The sequence below is a fragment of the Sediminitomix flava genome, from assembly GCF_003149185.1.
GTDB lineage: Bacteria > Bacteroidota > Bacteroidia > Cytophagales > Flammeovirgaceae > Sediminitomix > Sediminitomix flava.
On sequence record NZ_QGDO01000010.1, the window covers coordinates 99135 to 118692 of the forward strand.

7 protein-coding genes are annotated in these 19558 nt (G+C 36.4%); 6 read left to right on the forward strand and 1 reads right to left on the reverse strand.

Features of this window, described 5'->3' with window-relative positions:
* Position 1 precedes the first annotated feature (1 nt).
* From BC781_RS23855 to BC781_RS23870, 4 genes are all read left to right on the forward strand, one after another.
* Positions 2-4987, forward strand: a complete 4986-nt coding sequence (locus tag BC781_RS23855; protein WP_109622771.1) for a glycosyl hydrolase family 18 protein — start codon at positions 2-4, stop codon at positions 4985-4987.
* Between the two features lie 238 nt (positions 4988-5225).
* The gene (locus tag BC781_RS23860; protein WP_109622773.1) at positions 5226-7370 is read left to right on the forward strand and encodes a DUF3857 domain-containing protein; all 2145 of its coding nucleotides are present in this window, start codon (positions 5226-5228) and stop codon (positions 7368-7370) included.
* 180 nt (positions 7371-7550) lie between these two features.
* The gene (locus tag BC781_RS23865) at positions 7551-9410 is read left to right on the forward strand and encodes a helix-turn-helix domain-containing protein (RefSeq protein WP_158281574.1); all 1860 of its coding nucleotides are present in this window, start codon (positions 7551-7553) and stop codon (positions 9408-9410) included.
* Between the two features lie 374 nt (positions 9411-9784).
* Positions 9785-13021: an alpha-amylase family glycosyl hydrolase gene (locus BC781_RS23870; RefSeq protein ID WP_109622777.1), complete on the forward strand. Its 3237-nt coding sequence runs from the start codon at positions 9785-9787 to the stop codon at positions 13019-13021.
* A 116-nt stretch (positions 13022-13137) separates the two neighbouring features.
* Here the strand turns inward: BC781_RS23870 and BC781_RS23875 are convergent, their stop codons facing one another.
* On the reverse strand, positions 13138-14118 hold the full coding sequence (locus BC781_RS23875; protein WP_109622779.1) for a hypothetical protein: 981 nt from the start codon (positions 14116-14118) through the stop codon (positions 13138-13140).
* A gap of 496 nt (positions 14119-14614) precedes the next feature.
* Here BC781_RS23875 and BC781_RS23880 point away from each other — a divergent pair, with 496 nt between their 5' ends.
* Positions 14615-17743: a SusC/RagA family TonB-linked outer membrane protein gene (locus BC781_RS23880; RefSeq protein ID WP_109622782.1), complete on the forward strand. Its 3129-nt coding sequence runs from the start codon at positions 14615-14617 to the stop codon at positions 17741-17743.
* 3 nt (positions 17744-17746) lie between these two features.
* Complete coding sequence (locus BC781_RS23885; RefSeq protein WP_109622784.1) at positions 17747-19549, forward strand: RagB/SusD family nutrient uptake outer membrane protein; 1803 nt, start codon at positions 17747-17749, stop codon at positions 19547-19549.
* Positions 19550-19558 lie beyond the last annotated feature (9 nt).

The following is a 19558-nucleotide window of genomic DNA, read 5'->3' on the forward strand; positions in this document are numbered from 1 at the left end:
CATGGACTTTCACTTACGCTTTGAAAACTCCACTTGGAGCAAGGCTTTAATGGTACTTTTAAGTTGTTGGCTATCTTTTTCAGCACAGGTTGTCTTCGGACAAGCCAACAGTGGAGCTAGCCACTCTACGACTGATCACCAAAAGGAAATCATCGGTTACTTCACTCAATGGGATGCATGGAAAGATGTAAACCACGGTGTTCCTGCAAAAGGAGCATACAATCAATTAAACATTGATTACTCTCAATACACCATCTTAAATTTCTCATTTTTTGGGGTTGCAAAAGACGGTACACTTCATAGTGGAGATTTGAGAAACAAAAGCATTTATCAAGCAGGACAAGTACAAGAACCGGGTGAAATTCTTCATCCAGATGTGTACAGCAGTTGGGATTACTGGTTGTTATACGGCGAACTAGATTTACTTTGGGAGGTAACCCCAGAAGCTGAGGCGGCAGGGTACACAACCAATGGAACTACTTGGTCAAATTCGCAAACGGGTCTTTCTGGTCAGATGCCAATCCCAATGCCCAAAGAAGGTGGTGCACCAGGGTTATTGGAATTATGTAAACAAAATGGAGTTAAAGCAATGGCTTCCATTGGTGGTTGGTCAATGTGTAAACATTTTCCTGAGATGGCTCGTGATCCTCAATTGAGAGCAAATTTTATAAATGACTGTGTTACCCTCATCAATATGGGGTTCGACGGGATTGATCTTGATTGGGAGTATCCGGGTTCTGTAGGAATGAATATTGAAAACTATGGTCAGGATGATTATCAAAACTTTACAACCTTAGTTCAAGAAATACGAGATGCTATTGGAGCCGATAAATTAATAACAGCGGCTTTCAGTGCTCAGCCTGCAAAATTAGTAGACTTCGAATGGGCAGCTCTGGAAGAAACGATGGATTACTTCAATATGATGAGTTATGACTTTCATGGAGGTTGGTCAAATATAGCAGGACATAATTCACCATTATATTCTTATGAAGGTGAAGAGTATGGAGCACAATCTTGGAATGATACCTTCCAAGCATTAGTAGGAATGGGTGTTAGCCCTTCTAAAATCAATATGGGAGTAGGTTTTTATGGTAGAGGTGTAATTACGGATGGTGCCGCAGACTTAAATGCACCTACGGTTAAAGTGCCAAAGACGGTAGAACCTGATGGCCCAGTTTTGACTGCTGGAGACTTTACAAACTTTGGATTATTCGATGCAACACCAACTTTCAGATACATTGATGATCATACTTCGGATTGGACATATCATTGGGATGATGAAGCAAAGGTTCCTTATCTGACAAAAGATAACTATTTCCTTAGTTTTGATAACGAACAATCTATTCAGCTTAAAGCAGAGTACGTCAACGATAATAACATTGGTGGAGTCATTGTATGGCATATATTTGGAGATTTGGATTTCCAAGGAATTGAAGAAACTTATGCGAGTAAATTGCCTTACGACTCTAGAACTAAAGCACCTCTAGTAAATACATTAAATAGTACTTTTGCCTTGAATGATGGCTCTCCAAGTATTGCATTTACAGCACCGACAAACAATAGTGTGATCGAACAATCTACCTCATTTGATGCGATTACACTTTCGGCTATAGCTACAGATACTGACGGTGCAATTTCTTCAGTAACTTTTAAAGTAAACGGTGGGGCTACAATTAATGGGACTGCTAGCGGAAGTTCTTACACTGCTTCATTTACACCAGATGCTTTCGGAAGTTATACAGTTGTAGCAACAGCTACAGATAATAGTGGAGCGACATCGAGTACACAAACTACTTTTAGTGTACTGTGTGTTGGTGGAGATTGTCCGAATGAAAATCCTGTAGTGAGCATAGATGCTCCTATAGATGGAAGTACAATTCAAGCGACAAGTCTTGCTCCTATTTCAATTGAAATTTCAGCATCTGATTTAGATGGAAGTATTGCTTCAACTTCTATAGTTGTAGATGGACATACTTTTACTTCTTCTCCAGCTTCTTGGACACCTTCTGCTTTTGGTGATTTTACTATTGAAGTAACCGTTACTGATGATAAAGGAGCAACTGCTTCTGCTAGTTCTTCGGTCTCAATCGTAGAAACTTGTGGAACTCCATGGTCGGCTCAAACATTTCCTACGGGTTCAGAAGTTTCTTACAACGGATTCTTGTATAAGGCAGGTTGGGAAGCAGGAGCATCTCAAACTCCGGGAACTGCTGATGTATGGAAGTTACAATCGGCTTGCCCTGGTACGGTGCTAGATTGCTCTCAATATGATGAATGGGATAGTGCTACGACTTATCAATCCAATGGAATGGAAATTTCTTTTAATGGAAATGTTTATTCTTTATTAACGTGGTGGTCTGTTGGTAAAGATCCTGAATTGAATCCGTCTGTTTGGAGTTTGCTAGCGCCATGCGATGGTGGTGTAGTGAGAGATGATGCTCCGTCTGTAGATTTCGTTAGTCCTAATGGAAATACATCCTTTACTCAAGCGAATTTTGAAGCCATTTCTATTGAAATTTCTGTTTCGGATGACAATACTGTGGTAAGCTCTAGCATTGAAGTGGATGGAGTGACAACAAATGGTACAACGGCTTCATTCACCCCTTCTTCATATGGTGATTTTGTAGTGACAGCTTCTGCTACTGACGATGCAAACCAAATAACAACTAAATCAATCACATTAAGTATACTTCAACCAGGTCTTCCTTCTGTGAGCTTTAGTGCACCATCAAATGATGAGGTATTTACGGTTACAAGTCTTTCTCCAATCTCAATTTCTGTGAATACAACAGACGCAGACAATGTAGAAATTTCTGTAGATGGTCAAACGTTCAATGGAACATCTGCCTCTTGGATTCCATCAGATTTTGGTTCTTATACCATTTCTGCAACAGCAACAAATGCTACGGGGTCTGTATCAGAAACGATATCGGTGACTGTGGAAGAAGAGACAGTGACGGAAGGTTGTGCAGGAGTAGAAGAATATAAAAGTTATGCCGAAGGAGGAATTTATAATAGTGGAGATCAAGTGAGCTATGAAGGAATTCTGTATGAAGCTCAAGTAAATAACCTTTATAATGTATTACCAGGAACGGCCAACCATTGGTGGAAATCTCTTGGGCCATGTACTGGTTCTAGTAATGAAGCGCCGGTAGTAAGTTTTACAGCTCCTTCAAATAATGCTACAATCATAGGTCTAGTGGCTACTTCAATTGCTGTTGAGGCTTCTGATGCTGATGGAACTGTTGCAAGTGTTTCTATTTCTGTAGATGGTCAAACTTTCGATGCTAGTTCAACATCTTGGACGCCTTCAGCATATGGTGTTTATACCATTTCAGCAACGGCTACAGATGATCAAGGAGCTTCTACAACAAGTTCTATTTCAGTAAATGTAGAAGAACCTCAAGGGCCACAAGTACCTGTAGTTAGCTTTACAAACTTGACTGATGGACAGAATATTAAGCAGGTAAATCTGTCAAGTATTTCGATTGTAATCAATGCAACGGATGCAGATGGTACAATTACAGCCTCTTCTATTTCTGTAGACGGACAAACATTTGATGGAACTACTGCTTTTTGGACACCTTCAGCATTTGGAAGTTACACCATTACAGCAAGTGCTACAGATAACGAAAACCAAACTACAACTTCAAGTATTCAGGTTACCGTATCTGAAAATGTAGCCTTTACAGATCAAGTTCTTGTAGGTTACTGGCACAACTGGGAAAATGCGAGTGCTCCATATATGAGATTGAGAGATGTGGATCTTTCATACAATGTAATCAATGCGTCATTTGCAGAGCCTACACTCAGAGATATTGATAACACAATGGTTTTCAATCCGATTGATATAAACAACCAAGGGTATGAACCTACGGCAGCATCTCGTCAGGCATTTATTGAAGATGTGGCTTACTTGCAAAGTTTGGGTAAGAAAGTTCAAATCTCGATAGGTGGAGCAAATGGTGTTGTTCATCTGGACAATGAAACAGAGCAACAAAAATTTGTTACGTCTATGATCGACATTATAGAGACATATGGTTTTGACGGGATGGATATTGACTTAGAAGGTTCTTCTCTAACCCTAAATAGCGGAGACCTTGATTTCAAAAATCCTACAACGCCACGTATTGTCTACTTTATAGAGGGGATTAAACAAATTGTAGCTCACTTCAACGGAGCCTTAATGCTGACAGCAGCTCCTGAGACCGCTTATGTACAAGGTGGAGCTATAGCTTATGGTGGTTCTTGGGGGGGATACCTTCCTATTCTTTATGCCTTGAAAGATGACCTAAACTTCGTTCATGTTCAGTTGTACAACACGGGTAGTATGCTTGGGCTTGACGGGCAGGCTTACACACAAGGGAATTCAGATTTCATTGTAGCGATGTGTGAAATGATGCTTCAAGGTTTTGAAACAAAGAGTCCAGCAGGTTTCTTCCCTGCTTTCAGAGAAGATCAAGTAGCGATCGGATTGCCAGCCACGCCTCCTGCTGCTCCAGCTGGTGGATATGCAGAGCCAAGTGAAGTACAAGCGGCTTTGAATTACTTGGTAAACGGTATTCCTTTCGGAGGAAGTTACACCATGGTAAATCCTTCTGGATATCCTAACTTCAGAGGTATGATGACTTGGTCGGTAAACTGGGATGCTACAGGTGGTTATAGTTATGCCGATAACTTTGAAACATTCTTTGGGCCAGCTTCAAGAAGGGCTGAAAATGTAAAAGAAATTTCGGTATTGGAAGATGTAACAGCATTCCCTAATCCATTTAGTGGTAAACTGAGTATCAAACTTTCTTCTGAGTCTGTTCAAGAAGTAACGCTTAGATTTATTAGTGTTTCAGGTCAAGTAATGGAACAAGAGGTACACCAAGTACAAGGCTCTAAAACAATCCGTATGTCATTACCGAAACTAGATGCAGGAATCTATATTCTTCAAACTATTTCTGATGATAAAGTATCAACGCAAAAGTTGATTAAGGAATAGAGACTTACTGGTATTAGTCTAAACAAATTAACCACCCTAGATATGGATTTAGGGTGGTTTTATTTTTTATACATATCTATCTATCGGAATAGGTAATGTGTTTTTAATGAGTGTTTTAGTGTGTATTATGTTTATAATTACCTAATGTAGGTCGATATTAAATAGGTTTATTTATATTTGGCTTATAAGTTTTTACTCAATTACATTAAGTATATTTTTTAGACTCTAAAGTTGATTTATGAATAAGAGATATATAGTGCAACTAATCTTTAATGTTTTTAGCTCCAAAAGATATTTTTTTAAATACTTATATTTTTTTGTTCTGGTATTACTAATGTCTGTAACCCAAACATTAGCCCAAGTTAATTTAAGAGGGTTTGAAATTGCTACAACACCAAGTTGGGTGAAAAAATACCCGAAGCCAAAGCTTGAGGATAATTATAAGCTTGATTTAGTACTAATTCAAAGTGATGAACAATATAATCATATTACGAAAGAAAGTTTTAGTCATTACTATTATTACCTAAATAACATAGATGGTTTAAATAAGATAAAATCATTTTTTTGGAAATATGAACCAAGCTATCAAGTGTGTAAGGTCAATGTGGTAAATATACACAGAGGTGATCGTATCATACCAATGAATACCCAATTGCATACCGAGTTTGAGTTATATGGTAAACAAATTGGGGGAAATCGATATGATGAAGATGCTAAAATCAAAGTCTTTTTTGAAGGAGTGTCTGTTGGGGACATTATTGAGATCGCATATACAATTGAAGGTATACAGCCGGATATATATGGCAAACTTGAACGGATACATTATTCTTACCAGCAAAAATTCAGAGGAAAGGACATTGTAAGAATTGTATATTCAAACGATCAACCTTTATTTTATAGAACTCTGAATTACGATGTTGAATCAAAAATTTCTATTGGAAGTACCTACTCCTCTATCGAATTTGAGTCAAGTAATAATAAAGAATTGAATTTCCCTGAAGTACCTCAATGGTATTCGACCAACCGAAAAATCTATTTCTTTGAAAGCGATTCATGGGAGGATTATATAAAATTAAACCTAAAAAATTTTAAGCTGGAGGAGGTCCCCTCAAAAAAAGTCAAAGATAAAGTTCAAGAACTCACCAAAAGTATAACAACTAAACCCGATAAGATTAATGCGATTTTAAATTATAGTCAAAAAGATATTCATTATTTAGATTATGGTTTGATCAACCCAAAACGCCCCGAAACAGTATTAACACAAGGTTTTGGCGATTGTAAATCAAAATCACTTTTAACTATTAAAATGTTAGAGTGTCTAGGGATTGAGTCTTGGCCGTTAATAGTAAAGTATAACGGCTTTGATAAAAGGCTATTAGATGTATACAGTGGCCAGACATTTGATCATTGTGTACTAGAGTTTGTTTTTAATGGTGATACGTTAATATATGATCCTACAAATGTTCCTCAGAAAGGAGGACTTAATGATAAATTTACTAAGGATTTTAAGTACGGATTAAGAATTAAAAAAGAAGAAAAAGAGATCACAAAACTAAAACACCATTCAGATAATTCGTTAAATGTATTTGTTTCAATGGATACAAAAGATGACGGATGGGGAAAATATTATGTGAATTGGAAAATTGATTTTGGAGGTCAAATAGCCAATTTAAAGAATGATCTATATGTAGAGGGAGGTGTAAATTCTGTTTTTGAGTCAATTTCAAAAGAATTACTTGGATATACTTACATTACAAGCTCTGATTATAATTTATCATTTTCATTTGAAAAAGAGAGACCTAACTCCATTCTCAATATCAAATCAAAAGAAAATTCATACATATTTGACGATAATTCAGATGGTGCAACAGTATTTTTACCACGACCTCTATATTCTTGGTTTAAAATTCCTAAACCGGAAGACTTAGGGGAATATTTTACGCTACCCAAAGTGATAAAAACTAATCAAACATTTAAGATACCATTAACTGAATGGATCGATTTCACATCAGATAGTTCAAATTTTGAAAATGATTGGATAAAGTATAAGAAAAAGACTTGGATTGAGGATGATACCATTTATGCTTCTTATTCAGCTGAAACCTATAAAACTTTTTTAGATTCATCTAGTTACCAAGATGTTGTGGAGACGATTGACCATCTGAAGAAGGATATGACGATTTTATTAGAGAAGAATATACACTCTGAGACAGCAACAAATAGAAGATATATGTTTTACATATTAAGGGCTTCATTACTTGTCTTAGTTATATTCACAGTTTGGTTAATTATAAGATTTAGAAAAAAGCGTAGGGCTCTAATTCATAAGCTTCGTTCTGATATCACACGATTAGAAAAAGAAATAGAGGATTTATCTATTTGATGAAGTAATTAAATTAGGAGTTTTAGGATAATACAAGCGTTATTAGTACGTTTTTTGAGGTGATTAATCTATGAAAGTGAAATTGTAAACTGGATTTTTGATCTATATTTTACCCACTAGCTAACAAAGTTTACAACATAGGTTAAAAAAGGATATGTGCTGTTTGAACGGACTATGAAAATGAAAAAACTAAAACTGCTGAAAAAACTACCAAGCTTAGCTTTGGTAAGGCTTGTTCTATTTATCTTAATTCTTTTACCTTTTCAAGGTATAAGTCAAGTTGTTTTAAAGGTGGATGAAGTTCCTAAGTTCACACCTAATGGGGAGTCGATCTTTGTGACTGGAACATTCAATAATTGGCAAGTAGCAGACTCTTCTTTTATGCTCGCCTTTGATTCTACTTCTAGCACTTGGGAGATAAGTTTACCAAAAGAAATACGCTCTTTTGAGTATAATTTTTCGAGAGGTAGTAATTTATCTATGGAAGCCAATGCCTTGGGAGAGGTGGAAGATAAAAGAGTTTATATAGCTCCATTAGAAGCTTCTGATACAGTTTTGGTACACAAAATTGAGAAGTGGTCGGATTTAGCTTCAGATGTAACTATTAGACTAAAGAGTATTCCTTTGAATACACCCTCAGAAGCTAAAATATTTTTGGCGGCAGATTTTAATGATTGGAATATTGCTGACTCTACTTATTTGGTCACAAATAAGAATGGCGTATTTGAAGTAGTGATACCAGCACAAATAGATTCATTTCATTACAAGTTCACAAGAGGCTCTTGGAGTTCGGTTGAAGGAGGATATAGTGGCGGTTTCAGACCAAATCGATTTTACAGTAAAAAATCAGATAAGCCAGAGACGATTGCAGTAATTATAAGCAGTTGGGAAGATTTAAGTGAAAATGTACTTAGTCTATATTCATTTATAGGCTTAGTGTTTAGTACTGTTGGGTTGTTAATTCTATCCATGCTTTTTAGTATTGATAGAGGAGGTCAGACTTATGTTCAAACTTTATTCATTCTGATTTTACTTTACACTTTTGCATTTATCATCAAAGTGATGTCCGATGATGCAGAGCTGTTCAGTGTAATTCCTCATGTATATTTACTTCCCGATTTATTGTGGTTTTCCTATGGCCCCCTATACTTGTTCTTTGTTTATCAAATGATAAAAAGGGAAATTGATCAAGAAGTAAAACCAAAATGGTATTGGTGGAGTGGTGGCATCATTCATTTTTGCTTGCTCTTACCTTTATTGATTAAGCCTACCGAAGAATTGAAGTCATCAATTATCAATCAAGAGTATAGTGATCAAATATATCTTATCAGCTTTGTTTCGTTGTTGTTCAATGTATTGATCTGGTTAAAGACCTATCACCTAATTCAAAAAGCAAGCAGGTATGGTGCAGAAGCTTTGCCTATATTTAGGATAAAACTCTTAAAAAGACTACAATGGATATTTTTGGCCATATTGGTAGTTTGGAGTTTTAGTTTCTTGATCGGCATATTTGATTTCTACTCTGAAAACATGCTTTTGCCTTATGTAGATGTAAGTATCAAGATGACTTGGCTAATGCTTGGCTTACCCTCAGTATTCATCACTTATTATGCTTTAAAATATCCGTCTTTACTTAAACGTAAAATAGGGATACTAAAAACACCAAAGGAAGCTTCTCCAACGTCTTTCAGTAATGATATTTTAAAATTTAAATACACCTTAGAGCATTTGATTAAGGATGAAAAAATATACCTAAATCCTACATTAACGATGAAAGAGGTCGCTACTATGATTGGAACAAATACTCATACCTTGTCACATCTGATTAATGAATCTTACAAAAAAAACTTTAATGACTATATCAATTCTCATAGAATTAAAGAGTTTATTCATCGCGTAAGTAATGCTGAAGAGGAATCCAATTTTAGCGAGTTATCGGTTGAAGTGGGTTTCAATTCAAAGTCAACTTTCAATAGAGCATTTAAAAAGGTAACAGGCTTTACACCTCGAGCATATTTTAAACAAACAGTCGAGAATTAAATACTCATCAACATAAATAAAGATTCAGTATTGAATAGTTTGTGTTCATAACATTGTGATGTTGTTTTGAGGATTTACATTAAGTGTTTGAATAACTTTATTCAATTGAAATTGGTGGATTTTATTTTTTAAACATGTTATTTATTTGTCAAATCATGAAAATTCTTGATTTGACGAATTTTCATAATACATTTTTTAAAGTAAACAAATACAGGTTTTTATGTGTGTCATTTCATGAAATGAATCATTTTATGAGCTAGATGAATCAATTTTTGAAGATAAAAATATTCGAAAAATTCAAGATGATCATCTAGATTTGCAATAAGTGTAAATCACATACTTATTCGTTTATTACTGACTAAAACCAACTGAAAATGAAAAAAGCTTTACTGTTTTGTCTAGTACAAATTCTCTTTTTTTCACACTCACTTTTGGCGCAACGTGTTTGGATGGAGCCTGTCTCTGGTTCAAGCATGTCGGGTAGTGATCAAGTAAAAATTTACTTTGATAAAGAGAATTCTAACTTTTGGGAAAATGGACCTAACGGAGTGTTCATGCATGCAGGAGTGGTAACCACAAGTGAAAATGGTACGGATTGGAATTATGGCAACGGTGCTTGGGATGACTTTGGTTCTGCTCGTCAAATGACAAGAGAAGGAAACTATTGGGTGAAAACAATTACTCCTCGCACTTATTTCGGGGTTCCTTCTGAGATAGATATGTATCGTATTCAGTTGGTTTTAAGAAATGAGTATGATACGAGCAACCCGAACAACGTAGTTAATAATGGTGGTGCTAACTTTTTCCTAGAACTTGATGAAGAAGCAGTTGCAGGTGTGGTTTCTTTTAACCCGTCTACACCTAGAGATGATGAATCTGTAACTATTCGTTTTGATGCATCACAAGGTGCGACACAATCTTTGGTAGGAGCAACTAAAGTATATCTTCATTCAGCTGCAATCACTTCAGGGTTTTCTTCTACAACTTGGGAACATCCTGTAGGGAATTGGGGAGCTGATGATGGTCTTGGAGAAATGACGAAAGTAGCTGGAACAACAGATACTTGGGAGTTTACATTAAACCCTAGAGCTTATTATGGCATTACAGATGCAAATGAAGATATTTTCAGATTGACTTTTGTATTCAGAAATGAAGATGGTTCTGTGGAAGAAAAAGATGAATCAGGTGATTTTGTTTATGCTATCAATCCTGGATATTACCTCACTTTAGATGAGCCAAGTAATGGAAATACAGTTGCTGCTGTTGGAGCATCTGTTCCTGTGGAGGCTTCAGCTCCTGAAACTTCTGATTTTACAGTAAGCATCGATGGTACTCAAGTTTATTCTGCTACGGCAGTAAATTCGATTTCTTGGACAACTTCATTTACATCAGCAGGTTCTCATGAGCTTAGTATTACAAGTTCAAACGGAACAGAGACTAAAACTAAGACGCAAGAAGTTAATAGCTATTCGGCAGTTGTTCGTCAGGATTTACCTACTTCTGACTTGAGTTACGGAGTTAACTATGGAAGCGATCCTACAAAAGCAACTATTGTTTTACACCTTCCTACGCAAAATAAAGAAGTGGTTCACCTAATTGGTGATTTTAATAACTGGGAAGTATCTGATAATTATAAGCTGAAAAGAACAATTGCTGGAGATATTTGGTGGATTGAGTTGACAGGATTAACGGCAGGGAAAGAATATTTGTATCAATTCTTGATCGATGGTTCTATAAGAGTGGCAGACCCTTATACGGAGAAGGTTGCAGATCCGAATAATGATCAGTATATCTCAGATACCGTATATCCAAACTTACTTCCTTATCCTTACGATAAAACTTCTGAGATCGCATCTTATCTACAAACAAACCAATCCGCATACGCTTGGGAGGTGGATAGCTTTACACCAGTTTCACATAACAAGCTAAATATTTACGAGCTTCACTTAAGAGATTTTACAGTAGAAGGAACGTACAAAGCAGCAACTGCGAAGTTGGATTATATTGATGCTTTAGGAATCAACTGTATTCATATCATGCCAGTAAGTGAGTTTGAAGGAAATGACAGTTGGGGGTATAATCCGAATTATTATTTCGCAGCAGATAAAGCCTATGGTACTGCTAATGATTTGAAAGAATTTATCGATGAAGCACACAAAAGAGGTATTGCAGTAATTAATGATTTGGTACTCAATCATGCCTTTAATTCTGTAGCATTAGCTCGTATGTATTGGGATGATGCCAACAACAAACCAGCTGCTGATAACCCTTGGTTCAATGCCAATCACAACTTTGTTGACAATACAGGTGCTTGGTGGGGTTCTGACTTTAACCATGACAGCGGTCACACTCAAGCTTTTGTTGATCGTGTGATTGAGCACTGGATGACAGAGTTTAAATTCGACGGTTTTAGATTTGACTTCACAAAAGGATTCAGTAACACGCAATGGTACGGTGATTGGAACTGGGGTAGCGATTATGATCAATCACGTGTGAATAACTTGACGCGTATGATCGATCAAATGAGAGCTCACAATACTAATGCAATTGTCGTATTCGAACATTTGGCAAATCAATCAGAAGATAAAGTATTGGCAGATTACGGAGTGCTACAGTGGGGAGGTAAAGCCGTCACTGAGAAATATGAAGAAATGGTATTGGGTTGGAATGAGTCTGATATTTCAAATTCATATTCTAAGGATGCATCACATGATTTTAACTTTGATAACTTGATCAGTTATATGGAAAGTCATGACGAACAAAGATTGGCTTACCACGCACATGAGTATGCTCGTGATTTCATCAAAAATGATCAAACTGAATTGATGAAACGTATGAAATTGGCAGCAGCAATCAATATGCTGATTCCTGGTCCGCGTATGGTTTGGCAATTCGGAGAGCTTGGTTATGATTATGATATTGATTATAACGGTCGTACAGGACGTAAACCTGTGAAGTGGGAGTATTATGACGACCCTGTAAGAAGAGATTTGTACGATTTCTATAGCTTAGTTCTTAACCTACGTCAGAACCATGATGTATTCCACAATTTGACAGGTTATACGCTTGATGGAAACAACTGGGTAAAACAATTACATTTCCAAAATGCAGATACTACTGTTTCTGTCATGGTAAATATGGAAGCCTATAATACTTCTGACCCTAATAATGCAGGGCACTACGAATACTTTGACGTACCAACAGGCAAATATGGAAGTTACTATGAAGCAGTTTCAGGACAGTGGGAACAATTAAATGGTAATTACAGATTATATGCTGGAGATATTAAAATCTTCTCAAATTATGAGTTGTCATCTGAAATGCAACAATTTGTAAGTTCTGCAAGAAGACAATTAAGTAGTGTTGTAGAAACGTCAACATCTTTTTCACTTAATGTATTCCCTAATCCGAATAATGGGTCATTTAAAGTACAATTAGGAGGTGTAGAGAAAGCGAATCTTTCTATCTATACATCTGAAGGAGTTCTTGTTTATGCAAATGAAGTGAGTAACTCTGAAGATATTCAACTTCCTACAAATCTTAAAGGATTATTTATCCTTAGAGTAGTTAGTGAAGATCAATCTATTGTATCTAAACTTATCGTAGAGTAATAATAGATATCTAACGAAAAAATGCCCAATCTCATCTACTGAGATTGGGCTTTTTTCTTTAAAGAAAATCCAACTTTTATTAGAAGCTGTGTTCTAATCAATTTTCGATTTTAAATCTATAAAAGAGGTGAAATTTTGTTCAGTACCTCATTTGGAGCACTAGCATTTTCACTTTTAAAAGGATAATCAAAAAGGTACCAGTTTTCGGTATAGCTGACTTCTTGATTTGGTCCGATAAGTTCTAAAGGACCAATTGGCTCAAGTTCACATTTTTCGTTTTCATAATACCAAACCGAAATACTGTTTCCGATGACATCCCCGTATACTTTATCAGTAGAAATTTCAAACGTTTTTAGGAAAAGTAGGTCATTTTTAGAAGAATAAGCAATCCAACCTTTATCAGAATCCATTACAAATTTAGGACGTGAAGGCTTTCCTTTGATGACCAATAAAGAATCGAAGGCTACAATGTTTTCCTCTTCCGCAGGATTGATGTCTATGCTGTTTCTAGGGTTCTTGTTATACAAGGCATATCCTTTAGGAAGACGACTATACGGATTTAGGGGAACATAGCATATGCCTCCACCTTTTACAAATGTTCTACCCCAATGCGCTAATGATTTAGCTTTAGCACTTTTATTGATAATAGTTTGTGTACAACTCAATTGAGAACTATTCGGACTTAATTTGAACACCCTTACTAATTGTACTTCCAGTAAAGGATCAACAATACTTGTCAGTTTTGCAGTCGATTGATCTACAATTTCGGCAGTCCATTTACCTTTGAATAATTGATTACGTTTTGGAGTTGTTTTCTCAGGGCCAATATCGAATCTACCGGCGCTGACTTCAAACTTGCTTAGGCTATCATCCCAAAGCATGCCATCCATTTTTTCATTTACCCACAATACATTTTTCCCATTCTTTTCATAGACTAAAACCCTGCCTCCTACATTTGGGTCAAGTACCACACGTACAGAATCATTTTGAATTTGGATGCAATTTGGGTACTGATGTTCATTGACCCATTGTGTACTTTGAGCCTCAGAAAAGAAGGATAAGAAGAGTGTCAGTAGTGTTAAAATTGATTTTTTCATAGTAATTATCTCATTTCAAATATTATAGAGAAGTATACTATTTGAACTATTAAAATATAGCCTATTGAACGATATGAGCAAAACATAAGGATGAATGAGCTAGAATTTAAACTTGCTTATGACATTGTGAATTTTTGAAAAAAAATAATTCCTAACTACATTGTAGAATATTAACATAAATTAAAATATACCAAAACAACACAATGTTATAACTGTATTGGGTGAGTTCGAGTATGTTAAAATACTAGTGTTTTTTTCGTGTTGAAATTGACTTTTTGAACAGTATTTTCATGCTAAAACAGTTTTAAAGTGACTTTTTAAGGCGTTATGAGCAGATATTTTTTTGACGTAAAGTTTACATTTATTGACTAGGTGTTTGAAAGTGTTAAAAATACCATTTTGATAGACAATACGACTAAGCTCTCAAAAACTAAGACCCTAGCTTTAAACTACTATTAAAACGCCTCCAGTTATTTTTAAACTTAAATTATTTGAAATGAATAAAGTGTCTTTCAAATGGTTAACCCTTTGTTCGCTCATGCTCTTCGCCATTACAGGGCTACAGGCGCAACAAAGAGTTATAAAAGGAACAGTCATATCATCAGAAGATATGCAGCCTTTACCAGGAGTAAACGTCATTATTAAAAGCGATGGATCGGGAGATACAAGAGGTACTATCACCGATTTTAATGGTAATTATACCGTAGCTGCAGATGATGAAAATATGATACTTGTATTTAAGTATCTGGGTTTTAAAACACAGGAAATACTTGTGGGGACTAGGGCCCAAATTAATGTTACTTTGGAGCTTGATGCCGAAGAGTTAGAGGAAGTCGTAGTCATTGGTTTTGGTGAGCAGAAAAAGGAAAGTGTTGTAGGAGCAATTACTGCAACAACTTCAAAAGAGCTACAAAGAGCTGGTGGTGTAACGAATTTGAGTAGTGCCTTAAATGGTTTGTTACCAGGGGTATCTACAGTATCTAATTCTGGTGCACCAGGAGAATCTGATATTGATATTTTTATTCGTGGTCAAGGTACTTGGAACGGAGCAGGACCATTAATCTTGGTTAATGGTATTGAGCGTAGCATGAATGACATCGACGTGAGTGAAGTTGAAAGCGTTTCAGTATTAAAAGATGCTTCTGCTACTGCTGTTTATGGTGTGCGTGGTGCGAATGGAGTTATTTTGGTGACGACAAAAAGAGGTACTGTTTCTAAACCTAAGCTAACGGTTTCAGGTAACACAACAATTAAAACAATCTCAAGGATACCAAAACCACTAGGATCATACGATGCACTTAGAATGAAAAACTTGGCGATCGAGCGTGAGATCCCAACTCACTCTTCATGGTCGCAATATACTCCAGTAGATATCTTACAAAAATATAGAGATCAAACAGATCCATACTTATATCCTGATACGGATTGGCAAGATTGGATGACTGAAGATTATGCCCTGAACTACAGAGCCAATATGAATGTGAGTGGTGGTACAGAGAAGGTTCAATACTTTGCTTCTTTTGCCTACCTACATGAAGGAGATATCTTAAAAACAACAGACTACGGACAAGGCTATGACCCAGAGTTTTCTTACAACCGTATGAACTTCCGTAGTAACCTAGATATGAAAGTTACGAATAGCACTAAGCTTTCGGTCGACTTAGCAGGATATATGGGTATTCAGAGTAAGTCAGATGGTACAACGGCTGATATTTATAAGGGACTTACGGAGTTTCCACCTGATTATGTGATTAGATACCCTAATGGTATGTGGGGATGGGACGTTAACCGTGACAGATATAAAAACGCAGTTGTATTCTTGAACTTTGGAGGATATGAGGTGAAAAAGAGAACACAGTTACAGTCAGATGTAAACTTAGAACAAGACTTAGGGAAAGTTATTAAAGGTTTAAAAGCTGATGTTCGTGTTTCTTATGATACTGAAATCCAAACAGAGAATGAAGGTGTAAATATTGCCAATGTAGATAAATATAATGTGTTCAGAGGCTATCGTTATGAAGATGGTACTGAAAACATAATCTGGGCAAATGATTCTGAGGATGGTCGTGATCCATTAAATGGATTTAATTATATCAACGATAGAAACCAGTATAGCTACGAACAATTTACTTCCAATAATAAGAATAAGTTTAAGTTATACTATCAAGCAAGAATCAACTATGCTCGTACTTTTGGAAAGCATGAAGTTTCTGCAATGGGACTTTTCGCTCGTGAAGAGAACACCGTACAAGCATTATTCCCAGTGAAGCTAGAGCAATGGGTTTCTCGTGCTACTTATAATTATGATAAACGTTATTTCTTCGAATTTAACGGAGCATACAATGGTTCTGAAAAATTCGGTCCAGAGTATAAGTTTGACTTTTTCCCTTCTTTCGCCTTAGGATGGAATATTTCTAATGAGAAGTTCTTTGAGCCTGTAAAAGAAGTAATGAACCACTTTAAAATCAGAGGTTCTTATGGTGTAGTTGGTAGTGATAAAGGTATTGACAAAAATTTGTACAGAGCTGTTTGGGATGAAGAGTATAACGTAAGAGGGCAAACAAATGGTTTAGTATTTGGTCAACCAAACCGTCAGCCAAGTCCTTACATCCGTTACACAGAAGGTAACCCAGGTAACTTAGATTTGCATTGGGAAGTTGCAAAGAAAACAAACATTGGTATTGAAACAGGATTTTTCGGTGATCTGATCACTTTGAATACAGATATCTTCTTTGACCGCCGTACCGATATATTTGTTCCTGCTGCTGATATCGTAGCTCCAATTTGGAATGGTGGACAGAATGGTCCTGCCAATCTTGGGGAGACTGAAGTCAGAGGTTTTGAAATCGAACTTAAAGTTCAGAAAAGCTTTACGCCTGATTTATCAGCATGGATGAATGCTAACTATACTTATTCAAGAGATATAATCATCAAGAGAGCAGATGCTCCATTGTTGGAAGAATATAGAAAACAAGCTGGGTATCAGATTGGACAAACACGTACAACACTGAATGATGAAATTATCTCAAACTGGGATGACATGTACACAGGTGTTCAAGGTTTGGCCAATGAGAACAACTTACCAGGTATGTTCAGACGAATTGACTACAATGCCGATGGTGTCATTGATGAAAGAGATATAGTACCTTATGGCTATCCAAACAACCGTCCGCAAAATACCTACAACTTAGCTACAGGTTTGTCATACAAAGGTTTCAGCTTAATGGCTCAATTCTATGGGGTTTACAATATCACTCGTAATATCAATCTTTCTTCTTTCTTCCAAGAGGCAACAATTGTACGTGAACGTGACTTGAACAGATGGACGCCTACAAACACAGATGCTGATTTAGCTCACCTAGGGTTCTTGAACTCAGCTAGTGATGGACAAGCTAATCTTGTAGATGCTTCTTATATCCGTTTGAAGACTTTGGAAGCAGCATACACCATTCAGAATTCACCATTTTTAGATAAGTTAAAAATCAGCAGTGCCAAGATATTTGTAAATGGTAATAACCTTTATTTCTGGTCAAACTTACCTGAAGATAGAGAAGGTGGAAGTTACGAACGTGATAACTATCCATTGGTAGCAAATTACAATATCGGATTCAACTTAAACTTCTAGGGAATGAAAACACTTACAAAATATATTTATTTAGTAGGGCTTCTTATAGGATTTTCTTCTTGTACTGAGTACCTAGAGGAGCCAGATAACTCATTACTGAATGAGGAACTCATTTTTGGTAATTATGCAGGTTATCAAGGTTTTTTAGATGAAGCATATTATCAAATTCCAGATCTATTTGATTGGGGAATTGTAGGTTCACCAAACTGGGCCGATCATACAATAGCTAAGTTAGGTTGGGGAGTACAAGTAGCAATGGGCGACAATGGCTTGTATAGAAATAATGCGAATAGCGCTTCTGCTTCACAGCACAATTTCATGTATTACAACCCAAATAACCGAAGTGAATGGGATGAAAAAAGAGGAGTTTGGTATGGTTCAATTAAAGGAATCCGTGTAGCCAATCTTGCCATTGATAAGATAGACCAATTGGTTGAAGCTACTGAGGAAGAGAAGAACTATATTTTAGGTCAAGCATATTTTTTCCGTGCCTTTTTCCATTTTGAGCTAATGCAATATTATGGTGGTGTACCATACGTTGATAAAGCTTTGACTGCAAGTGACGATCAGTTTTTACCTCGTTTGAGTTTCAAAGAATGTGCTGAAAAAGTAGTTGCAGATTTCGACGAAGCTTTAAAGTTTTTACCTGAAACTCGTCCTGCAAATGAATATGGACGAATTGTAAAGGGAATGGCTTTAGGTTGGAAAGCAAAAACACTTTTGTTTGCGGCTAGTCCTTGGGTACAGCCCGATAAGAAAAGCTATGATTTGGCACTTGCCGAAGAAGCAGCAAAAACTTCATTGGAATTAATTGCATTGGGTCAAAATACAGGAATGTATGGTCTTTTACCTAAAGAAGACTATGAGAAAATCTGGGTTTCACTGGATGGTAACTATCCTCATACCAAAGAGGTAATCTTCTTTTCGCCAAACCATAACACTAATTCTGGACAGGGGTATTTTGCAAACTCAATTGGTAGACGTTTCTTTCCAAACCATATCGCACATGGTAACAGAAATGCAGAATCGCCGACTCAGAACTTGGTAGAAATGTTTGAAACAGCAAATGGTTTGAACATTGAAGATGATCCTTCATGGGATCCAAATTCTGTGGCACGTTGGGAAAATAGAGATCCAAGATTCCATATGAACATCTTGCATCATGGTGTTGAATGGATTGAAAATCCGAATAACTCAAGAAGTAACTTGAAGACTTTAGATTTATGGAATGACGGTTCAACAGGAGGTATTGATTTCTCAATTAGTGACAAATCGGAAACAGGTTACTTGATGCGTAAATTTTGGCCAAAGGGATATAACCGTTTCGATGATGCCAACTATACCAACTATCGTATGATCATGCCGAGACTACGTTTGGCTGAAGTTTACCTTTGGTTTGCTGAAGCAGCTAATCAAGTAGGAGGTCCATCTAAGTCTTATACAGTAGATGGGGTATCACTTACACCAATAGAGGCTGTAAACACAATCAGACGAAGAATTGGTCACGTAGATGTGCATAATTCTTACCTAAATCAAGCTGATTTTACGAAGAAAATTGAGCAAGAACGTTCAGTAGAACTTTGTTTTGAAGGTTTAAGATGGATGGATTTGAGAAGATGGTACAAAGCTCACCTTCCTGAAAATAAGATCTATAGAGGTATCGCCTTTGATCAAGACTTGACAAACTTTAGAGAGGTTGTACATGCTAGGGAAAAAGTATTTGATGAGGGACGTCATTATTGGTTCCCATTCCCAGATGACCAAGTACAAATCTATCCAGGAATGTCACAGAATCCGGGTTGGTAAGAGTTGATC

Bases quoted from the DNA above. Each gene is read 5' to 3' on its own strand.
- BC781_RS23855 (WP_109622771.1), top strand. From the start codon at position 2: ATGGACTTTCACTTACGCTTTGAAAACTCCACTTGGAGCAAGGCTTTA.
- BC781_RS23885 (WP_109622784.1), top strand. From the start codon at position 17,747: ATGAAAACACTTACAAAATATATTTATTTAGTAGGGCTTCTTATAGGA.
- BC781_RS23865 (WP_158281574.1), top strand. From the start codon at position 7,551: ATGAAAAAACTAAAACTGCTGAAAAAACTACCAAGCTTAGCTTTGGTA.
- BC781_RS23860 (WP_109622773.1), top strand. From the start codon at position 5,226: ATGAATAAGAGATATATAGTGCAACTAATCTTTAATGTTTTTAGCTCC.
- BC781_RS23870 (WP_109622777.1), top strand. From the start codon at position 9,785: ATGAAAAAAGCTTTACTGTTTTGTCTAGTACAAATTCTCTTTTTTTCA.
- BC781_RS23875 (WP_109622779.1), bottom strand. From the start codon at position 14,118: ATGAAAAAATCAATTTTAACACTACTGACACTCTTCTTATCCTTCTTT.
- BC781_RS23880 (WP_109622782.1), top strand. From the start codon at position 14,615: ATGAATAAAGTGTCTTTCAAATGGTTAACCCTTTGTTCGCTCATGCTC.